This window comes from Chryseobacterium sp. GW823-FHT05E08, assembly GCF_058795655.1.
Window position 1 is genome coordinate 305039 of the sequence record NZ_JBXAHY010000006.1, and the last position, 13580, is coordinate 318618.

15 protein-coding genes are annotated in these 13580 nt (G+C 33.8%); 10 read left to right on the forward strand and 5 right to left on the reverse strand.

All coding sequences use genetic code 11. From position 1 onward, the window contains the following. Window position 1: 1 nt before the first annotated feature. Window positions 2-487, forward strand: a complete 486-nt coding sequence (locus AC1Q7L_RS19350; protein WP_492307281.1) for a hypothetical protein — start codon at window positions 2-4, stop codon at window positions 485-487. Between the two features lie 76 nt (window positions 488-563). On the opposite strand, the gene AC1Q7L_RS19355 is transcribed toward AC1Q7L_RS19350, so the two are convergent. Beyond that, window positions 564-1094 carry an NAD(P)H-dependent oxidoreductase gene (locus AC1Q7L_RS19355; RefSeq protein ID WP_492307280.1) on the reverse strand — a complete coding sequence of 177 codons (531 nt, stop codon included), beginning with the start codon at window positions 1092-1094 and terminating at the stop codon, window positions 564-566. A gap of 91 nt (window positions 1095-1185) precedes the next feature. Here AC1Q7L_RS19355 and AC1Q7L_RS19360 point away from each other — a divergent pair, with 91 nt between their 5' ends. Both AC1Q7L_RS19360 and AC1Q7L_RS19365 read left to right on the forward strand, forming a co-directional pair. Beyond that, entirely contained in the window at window positions 1186-1554 is a 369-nt protein-coding gene (locus tag AC1Q7L_RS19360; protein ID WP_492307279.1) for a winged helix-turn-helix transcriptional regulator, read from the forward strand. 106 nt (window positions 1555-1660) lie between these two features. Further along, window positions 1661-2170, forward strand: coding sequence for a hypothetical protein (locus AC1Q7L_RS19365; protein ID WP_492307278.1), 510 nt, complete (start codon window positions 1661-1663; stop codon window positions 2168-2170). Window positions 2171-2343: 173 nt separating this feature from the next. On the opposite strand, the gene AC1Q7L_RS19370 is transcribed toward AC1Q7L_RS19365, so the two are convergent. Further along, window positions 2344-2895: a DNA-3-methyladenine glycosylase I gene (locus tag AC1Q7L_RS19370; protein ID WP_492307277.1), complete on the reverse strand. Its 552-nt coding sequence runs from the start codon at window positions 2893-2895 to the stop codon at window positions 2344-2346. Next, window positions 2892-3212: a MazG-like protein gene (locus tag AC1Q7L_RS19375; protein WP_492307276.1), complete on the reverse strand. Its 321-nt coding sequence runs from the start codon at window positions 3210-3212 to the stop codon at window positions 2892-2894. Before AC1Q7L_RS19375 ends, AC1Q7L_RS19370 begins: the two co-directional genes overlap by 4 nt. Window positions 3213-3515: 303 nt before the next feature. Between AC1Q7L_RS19375 and AC1Q7L_RS19380 the strand changes: the two genes are divergently transcribed. The 4 genes from AC1Q7L_RS19380 to AC1Q7L_RS19395 all read left to right on the forward strand — a co-directional run bounded on the left by AC1Q7L_RS19380 (window position 3516) and on the right by AC1Q7L_RS19395 (window position 8899). Beyond that, the gene (locus tag AC1Q7L_RS19380; RefSeq protein ID WP_492329396.1) at window positions 3516-5114 is read left to right on the forward strand and encodes a tetratricopeptide repeat protein; all 1599 of its coding nucleotides are present in this window, start codon (window positions 3516-3518) and stop codon (window positions 5112-5114) included. Window positions 5115-5378: 264 nt separating this feature from the next. Further along, window positions 5379-7031: a tail fiber domain-containing protein gene (locus AC1Q7L_RS19385; protein WP_492307274.1), complete on the forward strand. Its 1653-nt coding sequence runs from the start codon at window positions 5379-5381 to the stop codon at window positions 7029-7031. A 415-nt stretch (window positions 7032-7446) separates the two neighbouring features. Next, entirely contained in the window at window positions 7447-8148 is a 702-nt protein-coding gene (locus AC1Q7L_RS19390) for a hypothetical protein (protein ID WP_492307273.1), read from the forward strand. A 31-nt stretch (window positions 8149-8179) separates the two neighbouring features. After that, window positions 8180-8899: a hypothetical protein gene (locus AC1Q7L_RS19395; RefSeq protein ID WP_492307272.1), complete on the forward strand. Its 720-nt coding sequence runs from the start codon at window positions 8180-8182 to the stop codon at window positions 8897-8899. A gap of 241 nt (window positions 8900-9140) precedes the next feature. Here the strand turns inward: AC1Q7L_RS19395 and AC1Q7L_RS19400 are convergent, their stop codons facing one another. Further along, window positions 9141-10055, reverse strand: a complete 915-nt coding sequence (locus AC1Q7L_RS19400; RefSeq protein ID WP_492307271.1) for a helix-turn-helix domain-containing protein — start codon at window positions 10053-10055, stop codon at window positions 9141-9143. A 127-nt stretch (window positions 10056-10182) separates the two neighbouring features. Next, window positions 10183-10989 carry an SDR family oxidoreductase gene (locus AC1Q7L_RS19405; protein WP_410692566.1) on the reverse strand — a complete coding sequence of 269 codons (807 nt, stop codon included), beginning with the start codon at window positions 10987-10989 and terminating at the stop codon, window positions 10183-10185. A 148-nt stretch (window positions 10990-11137) separates the two neighbouring features. Between AC1Q7L_RS19405 and AC1Q7L_RS19410 the strand changes: the two genes are divergently transcribed. From AC1Q7L_RS19410 to AC1Q7L_RS19420, 3 genes are read left to right on the forward strand one after another with little or no spacing between them, the layout of a single operon-like run. Then, window positions 11138-11950, forward strand: a complete 813-nt coding sequence (locus AC1Q7L_RS19410) for a vWA domain-containing protein (protein ID WP_492307270.1) — start codon at window positions 11138-11140, stop codon at window positions 11948-11950. 42 nt (window positions 11951-11992) lie between these two features. Then, window positions 11993-12370, forward strand: coding sequence for a hypothetical protein (locus AC1Q7L_RS19415; RefSeq protein WP_492307269.1), 378 nt, complete (start codon window positions 11993-11995; stop codon window positions 12368-12370). A gap of 55 nt (window positions 12371-12425) precedes the next feature. Next, window positions 12426-13439 (forward strand): TQO small subunit DoxD, encoded by a 1014-nt coding sequence (locus AC1Q7L_RS19420; protein ID WP_492307268.1) that lies wholly within the window; start codon window positions 12426-12428, stop codon window positions 13437-13439. The last annotated feature ends 141 nt before the right edge of the window (window positions 13440-13580 follow it).

Genomic DNA, 13580 nt, shown 5'->3' on the forward strand with positions numbered 1-13580 from the left:
AATGGCAAGTTGCTTTATTATATTTAAAGATGGAAGATGTTTCTCAAGAAGATGGACAGGATATGATTGTATCATTAAAATTGCCATCCATGAATTATATCTGATTGAAAATGGAAAAGAGCTTGCGGCATGGCTGGAATTACAGATTCCTCCTGACGATGAAGACGAGTATGAAAGAGCAGAAAGTGGATATGGTTTTTACAGTGAACGAACAGACGAATGGATTAACAGAGATCTGGACACACGAAGTCTTACAGAAGAAAACCAAAAATTGTTCTGGAAAGCTATCGAAAACGGACGTCCAAAAGTACATGATCCAGAATTACCAGATTATACTGATCTAAATCCAGAATATTTTGAAATTTTTTATGAAATGTACAGACTTTCTGAGGAAGGAGCTCCACCGCTGGAATACTCCCACTGGGGAAGAGTAACGGAATGTAATTTCAAAAATGGGCCAGGCTGGGAAACAGAAATAAATGAATAAATTAATGCAGGAGCAATCTCTAAAAACTTATTGTTAAAATGAGATTCCTTCTGCATCGGCATGACAAAATCAAGGTCTACAATCCATCAATAAACTCCAAATACAACGGCACACTTCTTTCAATCGTCTCTTCGGAAGCATCCTGTTCAATTCCATAAAAGACAAACGGTTCTTTGTAATCGGCTTTTATGTAATCGAAAGTCAGTTCAAAGGGAGTCGTTAATTCTTTCATCGTGTATTTATATTTTCCGGATGTGCTGTAGCCTTTTTCATCAATTCCGGCGGTGATCGCCAAAGAAATCTTCTTCCCTCCTACTTTATAACCGCTTTTGCTTCCGTACGCCCAACTGTATAACAAGACCTCATCAAACCATTTCTTTAAAAGTGGCGGACTGCTAAACCAATAAAACGGAAACTGAAAAACTATTTTATCATAAGATTCTATCAATTTCTGCTCTTTTAGAATATCAAGCTTTTCATCTGGATATTCTTGGTATAATTGGTGAACTGTGTATTTTTCGGGGTATTTATTTAATTCATCAATCCATCTTTTATTGATTACAGATTTTTCGATAGTTGGATGAATGACAATAACTAATGTTTTCATTATATTTAAATTTCTACTACAAAAATAATATATGTAACTTACATTATAAACAGTAGTATCCCATTGTACGGTACTATAAAAAATGTAAGTAATGACTAAAATAAAGGAAACATCAACCAATTTTGCCAACAAAAAAGCGCTTTCAGATGAGTGTCTTGAAATTTATGCTTCAAACGTCATTGGCGGACAATGGTCTTTGGCGATCTGCTGCTATCTAATCAATGGAAAACTAAGATTCGGTGAACTGAGAAAACGTCTTCAAAATATTACAGAACGCATGCTCACTCTTCAGCTTCGAAAACTGGAAGAAGATAAAATCATTACAAGAACTGTTTTCGCAGAAGTTCCTCCGCGCGTTGAATATGAACTGACTGAAATTGGTTATAAACTAAAACCCATCATCGAAGAACTCGAAAAATGGGGAAAAGAACATAAAGAAATCTTGAATACAGAAGAGTAATAATTAACTAAAATAAGCTAATACAAATCATTATTAAACATTGACTTATCATTAATAATTTTCGTAATTTTAAGTATTATTAAACACAAAATAAACTAATTACGATATGAAAAATTCAATTCTTTTATTCCTGTTTTTTGCAGTGATCTGCTTTGGAAATTCACTTAATGCTCAAAAAATAACAGATGGCCAGACCATAGATGTCAATGGTATGAGTGTTACTTTTAATATAACTAATAAAGAAAGTGTCGAAGCTGGCGGAAAACCATATGACCGCTACAAAGTTTCGGCTACGGTAAAAAATACGTCAGATAAATCTTATAATATCAGATTATCTTCTTATCCACAAATCGTTACCAATATTGGGCTTGTGGAATTAGACTGCATCAACGCAACCGGAGCCAAACTAACCTCAAAAAAGATCGAACTGAAAATGAAAGCGCAGATGATTAATGTGACTTATTCAGCTTATGATAAATCCGGAAAATTCACCAACGGGATTATTCCTGTGACGGGAAGTTATTATTTTGATGCCGGTGATACGATTAGTGATAATGCTATTTTTATTGTTCCACAGGGGCAGGCGCCTGATGTTTCTGTGAGAAGTTTGAAGTAATGCACTTTTTTTGTGTCATTCAGAGCGAAACGAAGTGTAGCGTGGAATCTTTTTAAATGTATAATAGATGCTTCGACTACGCTCAGCATGACATTTCTAATACTAACTGCTTTATTTTAACAGCAAATTTTTAGCGATGTCATGCTGAGCGTAGTCGAAGCATCTCAATTACTTTATACCTTATTCCACATTGGGTCATGTTTTAAAACATCCTTAAAAACAGGACAACCTTCATCATGACATCCCTTTAAAAATCCAATGCTCATCAGAAATTCATTCACAATTTCACCTCCCGTGAATTTGAATGTTTTTTTGAATATTTTCATCCATTCCTGTAATGTTTTTGGATGATGATGCTCCAGCCATTTTTCGAAAGAACCGAATTCTTGTTGTAATGCGATGATGGTTTTGGCGTTTTCGATGGCGGCGTTTACTTTTAATTTATTTCTAATAATTCCGGGATCGCTCAGAAGTCTTTCGCGGTCTTCTTCTGTGTAAGCTGCCACTTTTTGAATATCAAAATTATCGTAAGCTTTTCTGAAAGTTTCTTCTTTCTTTAAAATCGTTTCCCAACTCAATCCTGCCTGATTGATTTCCATAACTAATCTTCCGAACAATTCGTTGTCATCATGAATCGGAAATCCGTAATGGTTATCGTGGTAATTTTTGTGAAGTTCTCTCCTACTTTCTGGCTGCATTCCTGCTATGGCTGAACAATAACTCATTTTAATAAATTTTCTGTTTTGGTTAAAAACTTTTCTAGGGCTTCTTTCATATCAATTCCTGTTCTGTCTGCTAAGATAATCAGCCACCAGATATTTTCGCCTAATTTATGTTCAAGTTCTTCTGCAGCATTTGATTTTCCCCATGTTTTTTCATGCGACATTACGTCTCTTCCTACCAAACCCGCATCGGTAAGATAAGCTAAAGCGTCCTGTTCCAAAGTCCATTCTTTGCCGTTTTGCTGAATTTCCAGCTGATGATATTTATCTCTGATTTCTAAAGAACGTTTTATGATTTCGTCGAAATTATTCTGACTCATTATTTTAGGTTTTAATAGGATAAAGATAAGGTTCTATTTTGACAACTGTTTGTCAGGAGTCTTTTTCATTTTAATTTGTTTAAAATTTATATCTAATTAAATCTAAATCATTCAACCCTAAAATTTAATAAAAGAATATCAATTGTATAAAATATTCAACATAACATCAATCATACAAAATCATATTCTACAAACATTCATATTTAATAAAAAATTCAAACATAAGAGATAATTTTTGATTTATCTTTGCCAATGTTAACGTATTTAAGTAAAAAAATATAAAATTTCAATCTAAAATAAGCTATGGCTAAAAATCTACTCTTCCTTATCTTTCTGTATTCTACCACAATATGGGCACAAAAAACTGATGATACTTTTGAACAGTTGTATATGAAAACGATATCCGAAACTGCTGCAAAAGATATGTCTCGTGCATTGAAAATTGCGGATTCCATGACTAAAGCCGCAACAACTCCCGAACATACAGGCAGAGGATTAATGTTAAGTGCCAGTCTTTATTTTCAACAAATGAAGTATGAAAAAAGCTTGCCTTTCGCTGAAAAAGCAAAAGATATATTCAATACTACAGAAAATTACGAACTACAGGCAAAAATTCATGGACTTTTAGCTACAGAATACAGATCTATGGCGCTTAATCATAAATCTAAAAAATATGCTGATGAAGGGCTAAAGATTGCCGATAACATACAAGATTTACAGAAGAAAATGCAGGTAAAAGCCCTTTTCTGTCAGGAACTTGCTTATTACGACATTAACCAAAAAAAATATACAAGTGCTGAAAATAATCTTAAGGCTTCTTTGAATTATTTGTCAAAAGTTCCGGGGGATAAAATAACTCTCGGTAAATCTTATCAGCTTTTGGCCGAAGTTTATTGTATGTATCTTAATAATTACCCACTTGCAGAAGAATATTATTGGAAAGCTATAAAAATTCTACCTGAGTCCAACCCCTCTACTGCACTTTCCTATGATGGACTTGGAAAAGTAAAATATTTTCAAAAAAAATATGATGAATCTGAAAAATATTTTCTAAAAGCTTTAGAGTTTGCAGAACACTCTGATCATCCGGAATTGAAAAGAAGAGTCTACAGCAGTATGGCAGAGTTGTACGAAAAAACAAACCAATATCAAAAAGCTGTTGTTTACAGAAAAAAATACGTTGAAGTTTTTAATAAAATACAAGACAAATACAAAAATACGGTTGATAAAGATTATAATAAAATTGATACCGAAAATCAACAATATGCAAGCTGGAACAGTATAAAAAATATTGTTATCGGCATTGTTTCTTTATTAATTTTGAGTCTTATCATCATCTTTTTCATCAATAAAAAGAAGCACAAAGCAGAATATTTAAAATTCAAAAATATTATTGATCATTACAAAGAAAAAGAAGAATATGTTCTGGAATCCAAAATTATAACCTCAGAAATTGAGGAAAAAGAAACGGAAGAAGAAAATATTTCCGAAGAAATTGATACCGAAAATAAGCACACTGATATCGCCATCAACAAAGAAACGGAAGCAAAAATCCTGGAACAGCTTGATCATTTTGAAAAAGATGAGATGTTCAATAATAGTTATATTTCGCTTTCTTTTTTAGCAACAGAATTCAGTACAAACAGCAAGTATATTTCTTATGTCGTTAAAAAACACAAAAATGTAGATTTCAAAAGTTACATTAATAAGCTGAGAATCAATTACGTCATTCATAAACTGAATACTTCTCCAAAATACAGAAAATATAAGGTAAGTGCTTTGGCTGAAGAGTGTGGTTTTTCATCTCACAGTAAATTTGCCACCATTTTTAAATCGATTACCGGAATTTCACCGTCTACTTTTATTTCTTTTATCGAGCAGGAAGAAGCAAATAAGAAATAATTTTTATCAAATTAAATAACTCTTAGATAAAGTCTGCATCATTTTTTGGTGCAGACTTTTTTTATACCTTTTAAGTAGTAAAAAAATAATCACTAAATAAAGAGTTATAATTTATTTTAAATTAAATTTAAACTACTAAAAATCAACATTTTATAATCTTAAAACTTATCCTTTTCGGAAAACAGAAAGACAATTTCTTTTTAAAGCTAATATCTCAGAATAACTTTGCGGAGTAACTCAAACATGATAAAAACTTTAAAAAACATGAAAAAAAAATCATTACTTCCCCTTTGTTTACTTTCTGTGTTTTGGGCTCAGGCTCAAATAGGTATTAACACTGCAAATCCTACCTCAACATTCGACATTACTGCAAAAAATGCAACCGGTACAACCAATAATGTAGATGGTCTTTTAATCCCGAGAGTTGACAGGCAAAGAGCCCAAAGCATGGCCTCTGTACCCACTTCTACTTTGATTTATGTGAATGATCCTGCAACCGGAACACTGACAGGAACTGCCATTAATATTGATGCCACAGGATATTACTATTTTAATGGCACAGTCTGGGCAAAACTAAATCCATCTTCATCACCCACCAGTTTTGAAAATATTTATAATGCAAATGGTACACTTACAGGAAATAGAATTGTAACACAGGGAACAAACTTTCTACGCTTTACACCAACCATTACGCATGGTTTTTCTGTAAACGGAACCACCCTTTCAGTAGATGGAGAAAATAACAGAGTTGGCATCGGAACCACTACTCCACAGAAAAAATTACATGTAACAGGCACTTTACAGGTTACCAATGAGATAAATGTAGGAGGCACCGGAACAACAACCGGAAGCGCAGGTACAAATGGACAAATCCTTACTTCCGGAGGAGCTGCAACAGCACCAAGTTGGGAAAACCCTGTCAATCTTTATGTTGCAAACGGCGCGCTTACCGGCAACCGTGTTGTAACCCAGGGAACAAATACACTACGTTTTAATCCTACCGTTGTTAATGGTTTTTCCGTTGACGGAGTAACATTTTCTGTTGACGGCGCTGCTAACAAAGTCGGCATCGGAACAAATGCTCCGGAAACTAAACTGCATGTAGTTTCTAATGTGGAAAGTTCAGGCAGATATAATCTTATAGATGCTACTGCAAGTACAGATCAATATTTTATTCTTGCTTTGAGAAACACCTCTCCCATGGCAGTTGGAAACTATTCTCTTTTAGGATTTACCAATAGTGGCCCTGCCAATGGAGGAGCTAACTGGGCGATAGGTTCTCTGCGCACGGGAGTCGGGGTACAAACCGGAGCTCAGGAAGATTTCTTTGTAGGAGCCTCTACAGGAGGTGGTTTGCTTGAACGTTTAAGAATAAAATCAAGCTCAGGAAATGTTGGTATCGGAGTTTCTAATCCTCTCTACAGATTAGATGTGGAAGGAGTTATTAATGCTTCCGGAAATGTAAGGGCAAATGGTGTTGTTTTGACCTCTGATGCCCGTCTGAAACAAGACATTCATGATACTTCTTATGGTTTAAAGACCGTCATGGCACTTCGTCCGGTAGAATATCAGAAGAAAAACAGTATTCAGGATAAAAATTATAACAAGCATGAAATTGGTTTCCTTGCTCAGGATATTGCTAAAGTGCTTCCATCTCTTGTTACAAGTGGTTCGGATGAATATAAAACACTCGCTGTTTCTTACACAGAACTTATCCCCGTTCTTGCAAAAGCGATACAGGAACAGCAAAAACAAATCACTCAGTTAAAAACTGAAAACGAAAAGCTTGCAGATGCTGTAAAACGCACAAAAACTATGGAAAAAGATTATGCAATGCTAGCTCAACAAGTAAAAGACATGCAGAAAATATTAGGTCTGAAGAAAACAGAATCAGGCATACAAGTAGCGTCTAAATAATATTAAAAAAATAATTGATTCTAATACACAAATGCAATACGAGCATCCTATATTTTTCAAACTCTGTTCCCAAAATAAGTGTGAAAAATATTTAAATTCAAAAAGAACAAAAGTTCAAAGTCATGTTTAATTATGCGGTTACTACAACTGCCTAATTTTTGAATGCTCTTTTTTAAGGGCATTCTTTTATTTCTGAAAGTATTTTTTCTTGATAATTAAGATTTAAATATAAAAACTCTCACCATAAACAGAATTACATTTCAATTTAAATCAAATATACAAAACACTATAAATCAATTTATTAAATCCGAAAAACTTTCCCTTTTCCGAAAACGAAAACAGTACTTCTTTCCAAGCAATAAGTCTCTGGATACATTTGCAAAGTAATGTCACGCATAATTAAACAACCACGACAATGAAAAAAATTACTTTACTTTTTTCCTTTTTTATCTTTGGCGGAATCAACGCGCAAGTGGGAATAGGAAACACGAGTCCTAAGGTAAATCTTGATGCAAGAGCTGCCACGGGAAATTCAGCTATTGCTTTCGGAAATACCAATCAAACCGCACCCACAGCCGGAGGTGGAGCCATGAAGTATGATACCGGACAACTTTTCTACAGTAACGGAACATCATGGATTCCTTTATTAGAAAAACAGGCAGGTGTTTTTATCCCAAGAGTAGTGGCTTCCAGGAAAAAAACCGATACCCAGACAATGGGACCTACCAATACCAATGAAACCTATATCTGGAATTTTCAGGATGCCGTAATAGACGATGGAAACTGGAATTCAACTGCAATTGGTTATACTGTTCCTATCACAGGGTTTTATCAAATATCTTTATTCGGAAAAATCTCTGTAAATGCAGCTAATAATTCTTCGAACTGGACAATAAATGTGTATGATGGTGCTACAGAGAATAGATATATTGTATCTACTCAGGCTATACCAACAGCAGGTGGTTCTATGGCAACCGGAGGAACATTAACTCTATACCTTACTGCAGGACAGGTTGTAAAATTAGGATCAGCTCACTGTGATGGATGTGGAGCCGCAAAAACCTACACCGTAAGCCCAGACGCATCATTTACGATCACCCAGCTAAGCAACTCATAAAATAAACATGTTTAACATAAAATTGAAGACAATGAAAAACAGGTTTATTTTATTACTATCATTTATCTCCTGCATATCTTTCGCACAGATAGGACAAGTAGGAATAAATACAGCCGCCCCAAAAGTACATTTGGATGCAAGAGGTGCGACAGGAAATTCAGCCATCGCTTTTGGAGATACCAATCAGAGCGCTTCTACAGCCGAAGCCGGAGCAATGAAATACGACAATAGCGTAAATAATAACGGAATCTATTACAGTGACGGCATAGTCTGGCAGCAGCTCATCGCATCGGGTACAGCTTCTCTTCCTAAGGTTGTGGCTGCTGGGAAAAAAAATGCTGATGAAACATTCTCTACCAATACATCAGACACTCATGTATGGCTTTTTCAGAATATTATCCTGAATGACGGCAACTGGAATTCCACTACAAACAGTTATACTGTTCCGAAAAACGGTCTTTATCAAATGTCTCTGGGCGCGCCTTTAAAGCCTACTCAGGTAAATAACACTTCGGAGTACACTATTTTCGTATATGATTCTACAGGTACTATAGAAACAAGATCTTTTGTTTTCAGATCAATTAATATGTCCGTTGGTGGTGGCGCATTCCGTGGAGGAACGATGACATTAGACTTAAAGAAAGATCAAATCGTTAAATTTGGTTCTACTCATTGTGCGATAGGATGTCTTGGTAATACTGTAGGATTTACAATTGGTTCGAGCGCTTTATTTACTATTGTACAGCTTTAGAAAATCCCTCATTTATAGATTGTAATGGAATTCCCCTCACTTTTCATTATAATTAAAAATACAAATGTCTATATAAAATTATTAGGATTCGATGTTTTCAATGTTAGTCAATCCCAGAGTTAGGTTATTAGTAAGTCTGTTCATTTTTGAACAGGCTTTTTTATCTAAATATTATCTATTCAATCCAAAAAAAACTAGGATATCAGTTTTTCATATTCATTAAAATTACTGATCCATTATTCTATTTTTGAAGCGATTGTTTGTATTCGTTGGGCGTAATTTCTGTTTTCTTTTTAAATAATTTACTGAAAGACTGAGGATGCTCAAAACCGAGCTGATACGCCGTTTCAGAAACCGAAAATTGAGATTCCGAAAGATATTCTTTAGCCTTTTCGATCAGTTTATCATGAATATGCTGTTGCGCATTCTGTCCTGTATGATGGCGAAGCATATCACTCAAATATCTTGGCGTAAGGTTGAGTTGTGACGCTACAAGTTCTACAGTCGGAAGACCTTTTATTCCTTTTTCTTTATCAAAAAAATCATTCAGAAGATCTTCCATTTTAGACAACAAATCATTATTGACAGATTTTCTGGTGATAAATTGCCTGTTGTAAAAACGATTGCTGTAAGTCAACAATAATTCTATCTGAGAAATAATAACATCCTGACTAAATTGGTCTATCCGCTCATTCAATTCATTCTGAATATTTTCAAAAATATCATAAATCGTTTTCTTTTCTTTCTCAGAAAGATACAAAGCTTCCGCAGCAGAATAGGAAAAAAAAGTATAGTCTTTTATTTTCTTCAATAGAGAATAAGGTCTGATGAAATCGGGATGAATATGTAAAGACATTCCGCTGTAATCGGCTTCTTCATTATCCATTCTTAGGATCTGACCGGGTGAAACGAAAGACATTCCGCCATTTTCGAAATCATAATATCCTTGTCCGTACCGAATTTTACCGTTGAATTTTGTTTTAAATGAAATCTTATAGAAATCCGATTTTGTTCCATTTTTAAAACTTTTAGGATCAAAACGTGTTTCTCCGTAATCAATAATACTGATCAAAGGATGCAACGGCGCCGATATGCCCATGGCTTCATGCAAAACCGACAAAGATCGAAAATGAACTGGTGATTGGCTGGTTTTCATACTACAAATATAAGTTGAGATTTAATTATTGGTGAATTTTGTTTCGCAAGTGAATTGTTAATGGTCAATTTTAAATCTGCTCAATAAATTCACAAGCAAAGCGAATTGACAATTGACCATTTGCCTGTTAAAACTTAAAATCTGATTTTATTTTCTGTACTTGAGCTTCGGCTCCGATCTCTGCTCTTTCGTTATATAAAGCATTTGCGTCTTTTCCTGCAACATATCTTAACTGATCTTTTCCGTCTGTAGCTGCTTCATAAACAACATTGGCAATATCTTCCGGTGTTGAATAATTTGCAACCTGTTCCGGGCTGTATCCTTCCTGAACTTTACTCATTAATTTTTGATAAGCGTCATGTTGTGCTCCATCCAGAGAACGTCCAGCAAAATCGGTTTGTATTCCTCCGGGAGCTACTATTTTTACTTTAATTCCAAATTGGGCTAATTCGTAACCCATACATTCTGAAAATCCGTCAACAGCGAATTTTGTTGCGCTGTAAATGGAGCATGTCGGAAAACCAATTAATCCAAAACTTGAAGTAATATTGATTAAAACTCCCTCTTTTCTCTCTCTAAAATATGGTGTAAAAGCTTTTGTAATTCTGATAACTCCCATTAAATTGGTTTCTATCTGTAACTTGATCTGATCATCCGTAAAAGCTTCCAGAGGTCCGACCAAACCGTATCCGGCATTATTTAAAGCTACATCTACCTTATAGTTTTCAAGAACATAATCGATCGTTTCTTTAAGTTCTTGCGGATTGGCAACATCAAGCTTCAACACTGTTACGTTTTCCAATTGGGTAAGTTCTGTTTCGGCTTCGGGATTTCTCATGGTTGCGATAACATTCCAACCTTTACTTTGAAATAATTTCGCAGTTGCTTTTCCTAAACCTGATGAAGTTCCTGTGATAAAAATTGTTTTTTGCATTATAGTAAATTTTATACTGCAAAGTTGCTCAGAAGTCAGGATTTAAAAGTAGCCAAATTGAGTTTGATTGTAGCTGTTTTGACGAAAAAACATATTTTGATATAAACACTTAAATAAGTACTTTAGCGATTGAAATACAAATTCATTTATGAAATATCTTTCTTTTTTATTACTTATATTAATTTTCAATTGCTCTCAAAAGGAAAGTAAAATAGATTATAAAGAAAAAATACCTCAACAGAATATTGCTTTTTTGATCGACAATTCTTTGACAATGATATCTAAAGATTTCGAACCCAACAGGATTACAGTAATTAAAAAAGTGTTAGAAAAAATCATCAATAATAAAAAGGAAAATCAGGCATTTTCTGTTGTCGTTTTTGCAGGACAATCTTATATTCTTTGTCCTTTAACAAAAGATAAAAAGATATTACTTTCAGCGCTTGATAAAATAGATTTTGGTATTCTTAAATTAAGAGCAGGAACTAATTTTTCAAACCCTTTATTAAATGGTATAGCTTCTCTAAACAGTCAATTTGATAATAAATCAATGATTATATTCTCAGACGGAAGAGAAAATCAAAAATCATATCCAATTGATATTCCGATTAAAGATGCTATAAAGAATAAAATAAAAGTAAATACAATTATAATTACTCCAAAAGACTTTCAACTACTACCCACACAAATGGATAATAACGGTAATATAAAATTTACCAAAATGAAAACTGAGCCAGAAGATTTCACTCTGTTAAAAAAAATATCTTCGCAAACCGGAGGAAGTTTACATATTTTTCACACAAAGGAGGAACTTAATGCATTAGATTTTGAAAAGCTAATTTCAGAAACCAAAACTTTAAAGATTATAAAAAATAAATCTACTATAAGCAATGATAATCTTAGTAAAATCTATACGGAGATTAAAATGACCAATGATAGTTTAGCTGTTATATTTAAATAAAAATAACTATAATATCTAATCAGAAACCGTAGTTTTGCAAAGATGCCAATCACCAGAACATATATTAATTTTTATAAAACAATTGTAGTTATTCTACTTTTGGCTTTCTCGTTATCGCCATGTTCTGTAAAAAGAGATGTTTTAGGCGTTTTTGATATTCAGCATCTCAGTACTTTAAACAAAGTAAAAACAACAGTTAGTCCAACGGTAAATTGTGATTTCGCTCATCATAATTTTTCTTCAAAAACTCCAATTTCAAAGGCAGATTTCAAGTTTAATGAAGCTTTTTCCTTTAAATTAAGCTCAGTTTTAAATTTTTCTAAGGATATTATTTTTCAAAACAAATATTCCGGAGCGACTAGTGGAAACAGTCCGCCAAAATATATTTTATTTAAACAATTGAGGTTGAATTTGGTTTAGATTCAGTTCTAGGATGATTTTTTAACAATCAATTATTTAGTAAAATATCAATTCAATGAAAAATAATACCAATCAGCCTACTGATATGGCTGGTTTATATACGTTGTCGATCCGTATGGTTATCGGGTGGACTTACTTCTCAGCCTTTTGGCGTAGACTTGTTCTCGAAAACAAACTCGATCCTGATGAAGCAGGATATATCGGAGAAAAATTCAATCATTTTTTACCCAATGCGTTAGGCATCAAACCTATTATCGAATATTTGGTAACTCATCCGGAGGCTTTGCATACTTCGATGGTGACTTTTACCATTGTTGAAGCGGTTGTAGGATTGTTTATTATTTTAGGCTTATTCACCAGATTAATGAGTGTCGGAATTTTCGGGCTGGCTTTGGGAATCTTATTAGGTTCAGGCTGGATAGGAACAACCTGTTTGGATGAATGGCAAATTGGCGTTCTGGGAATTGCGGGCGGATTTACCTTATTTCTCACAGGAAGTGGTTCTTATTCACTGGATCAATATTTCTTGAAAAAAGATTTTAATTTCACTCAGAAAATAGGGTTCAAATGGATGGGCTCTGGCACATTTCCTATTTTGAATCCTAAGCTTTTTGTATTGACGGGTTCCATTTTAATTTTCGGACTTACACTTTACACCAATCAATATTTTCATGGTGGAGTTTGGGGAACTTTGTATAATAAATCGGTAAAACCAAAGATTGAGATTTCTAATATTTCACTTAAAAATTCAGATTTAAAGTTTGAGGTTTACAGAACGGAAGGTGTAGATGTTTATGGTTCTTTCCTCATCGGAATTCATATTTTAAATGAAAAAGGAGATGTTTTAAAAGCATTAGATGGAAACGAACTTTCAAATTTTTCAAAAGAAAACATTAACAATCATTATGTCGCCAAAGTGAAAAATGGTAAACATAGCTTGATTATTCCGCTTGGGGCAAAAGCTGATTTAACCATTAAAATTGATGAGATTTTTACTCAAAAAGATGAGATTCATACGTTGAAGTTAATTGATATTAGCGGGATTGAATGGACGGCGAAAATCAAATAATAGTTTTTGAACCATTAAGGTTTTGTTAAGATGTTAAAAATATTAAGTTTAGATCCTTCGACTTCGCTCCTTTAGATTTGCAGAAAGAAAAATAATATCTTTAGAAAAAGAGAAAGCATTTAATTAAACTAAGACTCGCTC